Origin of the sequence: Aeromicrobium sp. (genome assembly GCF_036675695.1) — a bacterium.
GTDB lineage: Bacteria > Actinomycetota > Actinomycetes > Propionibacteriales > Nocardioidaceae > Aeromicrobium.
In genome coordinates this window covers 1-6,688 of sequence record NZ_JAKFEL010000066.1, presented here as the reverse complement: position 1 = coordinate 6,688, position 6,688 = coordinate 1, and the positions used below count along the sequence as shown (strand labels likewise).

The 6,688-nt window shown below is 64.2% G+C and carries 7 protein-coding genes and 1 pseudogene; all 8 read left to right on the top strand.

All coding sequences use genetic code 11. The annotated features are described in order from the left end of the window. Window positions 1-253, top strand: a pseudogene (locus V6M39_RS04445) (sugar ABC transporter substrate-binding protein); the annotation flags it as partial. Between the two features lie 64 nt (window positions 254-317). Continuing rightward, window positions 318-1,352 (top strand): ABC transporter permease, encoded by a 1,035-nt coding sequence (locus tag V6M39_RS04440; protein WP_332642505.1) that lies wholly within the window; start codon window positions 318-320, stop codon window positions 1,350-1,352. Further along, complete coding sequence (locus V6M39_RS04435) at window positions 1,349-2,230, top strand: ATP-binding cassette domain-containing protein (protein ID WP_332642504.1); 882 nt, start codon at window positions 1,349-1,351, stop codon at window positions 2,228-2,230. The genes V6M39_RS04440 and V6M39_RS04435 overlap by 4 nt, the downstream gene beginning before the upstream one ends. Then, entirely contained in the window at window positions 2,227-3,378 is a 1,152-nt protein-coding gene (locus tag V6M39_RS04430) for a Gfo/Idh/MocA family protein (RefSeq protein WP_332642503.1), read from the top strand. Before V6M39_RS04435 ends, V6M39_RS04430 begins: the two co-directional genes overlap by 4 nt. Beyond that, window positions 3,375-4,370 (top strand): Gfo/Idh/MocA family oxidoreductase, encoded by a 996-nt coding sequence (locus V6M39_RS04425; protein ID WP_332642502.1) that lies wholly within the window; start codon window positions 3,375-3,377, stop codon window positions 4,368-4,370. The genes V6M39_RS04430 and V6M39_RS04425 overlap by 4 nt, the downstream gene beginning before the upstream one ends. Further along, window positions 4,367-5,143 (top strand): TIM barrel protein, encoded by a 777-nt coding sequence (locus V6M39_RS04420; RefSeq protein WP_332642501.1) that lies wholly within the window; start codon window positions 4,367-4,369, stop codon window positions 5,141-5,143. The genes V6M39_RS04425 and V6M39_RS04420 overlap by 4 nt, the downstream gene beginning before the upstream one ends. 110 nt (window positions 5,144-5,253) lie before the next feature. Continuing rightward, entirely contained in the window at window positions 5,254-5,829 is a 576-nt protein-coding gene (locus V6M39_RS04415; protein ID WP_332642506.1) for an ATP-dependent Clp protease proteolytic subunit, read from the top strand. An 88-nt stretch (window positions 5,830-5,917) separates the two neighbouring features. Continuing rightward, a complete protein-coding gene (locus V6M39_RS04410) occupies window positions 5,918-6,520 on the top strand; it encodes an ATP-dependent Clp protease proteolytic subunit (RefSeq protein ID WP_309968462.1) in 603 nt (200 codons plus the stop codon). Window positions 6,521-6,688 lie beyond the last annotated feature (168 nt).

Below are 6,688 nucleotides of genomic sequence, written 5' to 3'. Positions count from 1 at the left end.
CGGCAGCAGTGCCAAGGTGGCGACGTTCGACCTCTCCGAGGACGTCATCAAGGACATCCAGGCCGGAACGATCCTGTTCGCGGTCGACCAGCAGCCGTACGTCCAGGGATTCCTGGGTGTCACAGGTCTGTACCTGAAGTCGATCAACGGCAACGACATCGGTGGCGGCCAGCCGATCAACTCGGGACCTGCGTTCATCACGAAGGACAACGCTGACGATGTCCTGAAGTACGCAGCCAACGGAACACGCTGACCCAGTCCGCGGGGCCCGGCACCTTCCGGGCCCCGCGGCTCACAGCCGAGAAACGGAGCACCACATGACCACCGCCACGCTGGCCGACGAACGGATAGCTCGTACGTCGACCCTCGCCAAGCTCTTGAAACGACCGGAGATCGGCGCGCTCGTAGCAGCGATTGCCATCTTCGTGTTCTTCGCCGCAACCACCGAGGTGTTTGCAACGCCATCTGGTGCCAGCACCTGGCTCCGAGGTGCCTCGACGATCGGGATCATGTCCGTTGCCGTGGCGCTCCTCATGATCGGTGGGGAATTCGACCTTTCGGCCGGGGCGATGACCGGCTTCACCGGACTCGTCGTCGGTGTGCTCACCACCGAGTACGGCCTCAACGTCTGGGCCGCGATCGTCGTCTCGTTGGCTCTCGCACTCGCCATCGGAGCGATCAACGGCATCCTCGTGATGAAGACCGGACTACCGAGCTTCATCGTCACCCTCGGCACGTTCTTCGTCCTGCAGGGCATCGATCTCGCGGGCACCAAGGCGCTCATCGGGCAGGTTGCGATCCAGGGCATGTCGAATGTCCCCTACTACGACCAGGCCAAGAGTCTGTTCGGTTCCACCGTGACGATCAACGGTGGACTCGTGTACGCCTCGGTGTTCTGGTGGATCGGCGTCACGCTCCTTGCCACCTGGGTCCTCCTGCGTACCAAGACCGGCAACTGGATCTTCTCCGTCGGAGGGGCGCAGCTGTCAGCCCGCCAGATCGGCGTTCCGGTGTTCAAGACCAAGGTCGGCCTGTTCATGACGACCGCCGGAGCCGGATGGCTCGTCGGAATGCTCCTGCTGTTCACGACCTCGACGGTTCAGAGCAACACCGGCGTGGGCCAGGAATTCATCTACATCATCTGCGCCGTGGTCGGCGGCTGCCTCATGACAGGCGGCTATGGCTCGGCGATCGGTGCCGCGTTGGGCGCCCTCATCTACGGCATGGTCAACCAGGGCATCGTCTACTCGGGATGGGACAACAACTGGCTCAAGGCGTTCCTTGGAGTCATGCTTCTGGCAGCGGTGCTCCTCAACGAATGGGTTCGCAAGCGAGCGGAGACAGCAAAATGAGTACGAAGACCGAAGCGAAATCACCAGTGACCAACATGGTCGAGCTTCCCCCTGTCGGGACAGCGATCATCGAGGTCAAGGACATCGGCAAGCGCTACGGCAACATCATCGCGCTGAGCGACGTGACGACGTCCGTACGTGCCGGCGAGGTCACCTGTGTGCTGGGTGACAACGGCGCGGGCAAGTCGACGTTCATCAAGGTCCTCGCCGGGGCGCACGAGCACTCCGACGGTGAGCTCCTGATCGATGGCGAGCCGCAGCACCTCTCGAGCCCGCGTGGTGCGCTCGAGCTGGGAATCGCGACCGTCTACCAGGACCTTGCCGTGGTCTCGCTGATGCCGGTCTGGCGGAACTTCTTTCTCGGCAGCGAGCTCACCAAGGGCGTTGGTCCGTTCCGCAGACTCGACGTCGACGCGATGAAGAGCATCACCAAGTCCGAGCTTGCCGCGATGGGCATCGACCTGCGCGACGTCGAGCAGCCGATCGGCACGTTGTCGGGTGGCGAGCGTCAGTGCGTCGCGATCGCTCGCGCCGTCTACTTCGGAGCGCGCGTGCTCATCCTCGACGAACCGACGGCCGCTCTTGGCGTAAAGCAGTCTGGAGTTGTGCTGAAGTACATCGCCAAGGCGCGCGATCGTGGGCTCGGCGTCGTGTTCATCACGCACAACCCGCACCACGCCTACCCTGTGGGCGATCGGTTCATGCTGCTTCGTCGTGGCAAGAGCATGGGCGACTTCCCCAAGGCGGAGATGACTCTCGAGGAGCTGACGTCGATGATGGCGGGCGGCACCGAGCTGGAATCGATCGCGCATGAGCTCGAGAAGACCATGGGGACCGATTCCGAGGTCGCCAGGACGATGAAGGCAGAGGTCACGTGACAGGGGAGGTCCGCGTCGGCATCGTCGGGTTCGGCTGGATGGGACAGGTGCACGCGCGTGCCCTGTCTCGCGTCCTGCAGCACTATCCCGACGCGCCACTGAGGCCGCGGCTGGTTGCCGTGGCTGACAACGCTCCCGACGACCGCACCCAACGCGCAGCCGCGGCATACGGGTTCGAGCACCAGCTGCCTGACTGGCACGACCTCGTCACGCACGATGAAGTCGACCTGGTCTGCGTGACCGGTCCCAACTTCATTCACCGCGACGTTGCAGTGGCAGCGGCCGAGGCCGGCAAGCACCTTTGGGTCGAGAAGCCCGCCGGACGCGACGCCGACGAGACCGCCGAGATCGTGGCGGCAGTCGAGGCCGCAGGTGTGCAGGCCGCCACCGGTTTCAACTACCGCAACGTGCCGGCAGTCGAGCGCGCCCGCGCGATCGTCGCCTCGGGCCGGATTGGCGAGGTCGAGCACACCACGGTGCGCTTCCTCGCCGACTACTCCGCCGATCCTGATGCGGCGCTCTCGTGGCGCTTCCAGAACAAGTACGCGGGCAGTGGTGTGCTGGGAGATCTCGTCAGCCACGCCGCCGACCTGGTGCAGTACGTCGTCGCCCCCATTGATGAGCTCGTTGTCGACAGGGCCACTTTCATCAGCCAACGGCGTGCGGCGCTGCCCGGCGCGATGCACTACGAGAAGGGCGCAGGCGACCTCGGCGACGTCGAGAACGAGGACTACGTCAATGCCCTGTTCCGCCTGGCCGACGGCTCCCGCGGCATTCTCGAGTCCAGCCGTACGGCGGTCGGCGAGCAGAACACGTACGGGATCGAGGTGCACGGCACCAAGGGTGCGGTCTCGTGGGACTTCCGTCGGATGAACGAGCTGCGTGTCTGCGCTGACCAGGACTACCTCAATGGGTTCTATGCCACCGAATACGCCGGTCCCGGGGACGGTGAGCTCAGCTTCTTTCAACCCGGCACGAACAACCCGATCGGTTTTGACGACCTCAAGGTCATCGAAGCTCGTCGGCTGATCGAATCCATCGTCACCGGTTCGCCGGTCGGCGCGACGATCCACGACGCGCTCGCCGCAGCCAAGGTCGTCGACGCCATGATCATCTCTTCAGAAGAAAGAAAGTGGGTTTCCTTATGAGCCAGCGTCTCAAAGTTGGCGTGGTGGGCGCCGGTGCGATGGGGGCGTCACACATCGCGACACTCGCCGCCAGCGTTCCCGCGGCGCAGGTCACCCGAGTATTCGACATGGACACAGCGCGCGCGAAGGCCGTCGCCGAGTCAGTCGGAGGCGAGGCTTCTGACTCGGCCGAAGCGCTGATCGCCGATCCCGAGGTTGACGCGGTCGTCGTAGCGTCGCCCGATTTCACCCACGCCGATCTGGCCATCACCGCGATCGCGGCAGGCAAGTACGTGCTGTGCGAAAAGCCACTCGCCGTCACGGCTGAGGATGCACACAAGGTCGTCGAGGCCGAGCTCGCCGCCGGTCGCAAGTTCGTGCAGGTCGGCTTCAACCGCCGCTTCGACCCGGGCTTCGTGGACCTCAAGGGCTCCATCGTTGACGGCACGCTGGGCGAGGTGCGTCTGATGCACGGCATCCACCGCAACGCCACGAACTTGACGAGCACCGACTCGTCGACGCTCGTCACGGGCTCGATGATCCATGAGTTCGACACGTTCCGCTGGTTGCTCGATGACGAGATCGTCGGCATCCGGGTCGAGTCGCCCATAGCCGAGGGTTTCCGCGACCCGCAGGTGGCAACGCTGTGGATGGCTACCGGCCAGATGGTCACGGCCGAAGTCTTCTGCAATGCCGCGTACGGCTACGACGTACGAGTCGAGGTCGTCGGCACCGGGGGATCGGCGAGCCTAGAGCCGCGCACGGCAGTCGTACGTCGTGTCGCCGGTCAGGGTGGCAGCTCGATCGGCAGCGACTTCGTGGCTCACTTCATTGAGTCGTATCGGCTCGAGCTGGCTGCGTGGGCCGAGGCGTCGCTTGCCGGCGAGGTCGTGGGTGCGAGCGCGTGGGACGGCTATGTCGCCAACCTTGTCGCCGCATCGGGTGTCGCTGCGCTGCATTCCGGCACCCGCGAGGCCGTCACGGTTCCGGAGCGCCCGGACCTGTACGCATGACCTTCTCGTTGGCAGTTTGCTCGGAGATGGTCTTCACCGACCTCCCGCTGCTCGAGCGGGTCGAGCGCATCCATGCGGCTGGCTTTGCGGTCGAGATCTGGGACTGGACCACCAAGGACGCGACCGCACTCGTCGCCACGGGAGCAGAGTTCACGTCGATGACGGGTTACGTCACCGGCGACCTGATCACAGACGGTGGCGCCGATGATCTGCTGGCGACGGCCGCGAAGTCGATCCCGTTCGCTCAGGCGATCCGGTGTCCGTCGCTCAACCTGCACGGCACTGGGCTGGGCGAGGGCGGCATTCCCGTACGCCCGGTCGAGGTCGTCACGGGCGACATGTGGCTGGCTGCCGTACGTACGCTCTCTCGCATTGCCGAGCTCGGAGCCGCCAACGGGGTGACGTTCGTGCTGGAGAACCTCAACACCGAGGTCGACCACCCGGGTACGCCTTTTGGTCGCGCCGCAGACACGTTGGCATTGGTCAGCGCGGTCGACAGCCCGCACCTGAAGATGAACCTCGATCTCTACCACGCACAGATCGGCGAGGGAAACCTCGTCGAGCTGATCCGACGCTCTGCGCCCTACCTCGGCGAGGTGCAGGTCGCTGACGTACCCGGGCGGTGTGAACCTGGCACCGGCGAGGTCAACTGGCCGTTCGTCGCTCGTGCGCTGGCCGACACGGGCTATGACGGGGTCGTGGCCATGGAGGCATTCGCGAGCGGCGACAGCGACATCGCCCTCGAACGGTTCCGCGAGGCCTTCACGGTCTAGCGACTGGGCCGTCACGCTGTCAGCGAACAGCCGTGTTTTCGCGTGTGTTGCGAGTGCGCGCCGTCTAGGTTTGTGGCGTGACCAACTCACCGAACCCACATCCGACGGCCATGGCCGGCGAGGCCGGACCTTCCGATCTCGACGGGCACATCTACCAGCGCTTGCTCAAGGAACGTATCGTGTTCCTCGGCGCTGAGGTCCGGGACACCAACTCCAACGCGATCTGTGCGCAGATGCTCCTCCTCAATGCCGAGGACCCGCTGGCAGACATCTACTTCTACATCAACTCACCCGGTGGCTCAGTCGACTCAGGCATGGCCATCTACGACACGATGCAGTTCATCTCCAACGATGTCGCCACGTTCGGCATGGGTCTCGCTGCCTCGATGGGACAGTTCCTGCTCAATGCGGGCACCCCAGGCAAGCGCTACGCGCTGCCGCACGCGCGCATCATGATGCACCAGCCCTCCGGCGGCATCGGTGGCTCGGCGTCCGACATCAAGATCCAGGCACAGCAGAGCATCCTGCTCAAGAAGCAGCTCAATGAGTTGCAAGCGGTGCACAGTGGCCAGACCGTCGAGCAGATCGAGCTCGACTCCGACCGCGACCGGTGGTTCACGCCGGACGAGGCCAAGGAGTACGGACTCATCGATCACGTCGTGTCGAACGCAGGAGACGTCAAATGAGCGAGCGCAGCGAACGAATCATTCAGGCTAGGAAGTCGTCCGTGACCCGACCTACATCTTGCGTGCTCGTAACCACAGAAGGTGCCTCATGAGCTATTACATTCCCCAGTGGGAAGAGCGCACGTCATACGGTTTCCGCCGCATCGACCCCTACACCAAGCTGTTCGAGGACCGCATCATCATGCTGGGCACCCCGATCAGCGATGACGTCGCCAACGCCGTCATGGCGCAGCTCATGTCGCTGCAGGCCATGGACCCCGACCGCGACATCAGCATCTACATCAACTCGCCCGGCGGCTCGTTCACCGCGCTGACTGCGATCTACGACACGATCCGCTACATCAAGCCCGACGTGCAGACGCTGTGCCTGGGCCAGGCTGCCTCGGCTGCTGCGGTCCTGCTCGCAGCCGGCACACCCGGCAAGCGCCTGGCGCTGCCCAACAGCCGCATCCTGATCCACCAGCCTTACACCGAGGGCACCGGCGGTCAGATCTCCGACCTGGAGATCCAGGCCAACGAGATCTTCCGTATGCGAGAGCTGATGGAAAAGATGCTGTCCGAGGCGACCGGCAAGCCGATCGAGGAGATCAGCAAGGACGTCGATCGCGACAAGATCCTCACGGCGGAGCAGGCAGTCGAATATGGCCTCGTCGACGAGGTGCTCAACACGCTCAAGGTCCCGGCTGTCTGACATCAGACACGTTCAGGACGCGAGCGGATGACCAAGACGGCGCGACCAATCGCGGCTAGGGTGAAATTGACGCCTTCGACGTCTCGGGCCGAACGCAGCGATCGAGAGGACTCTTCCCGTGGCACGCATTGGTGAAACCGCCGATCTGCTGAAGTGCTCTTTCTGTGG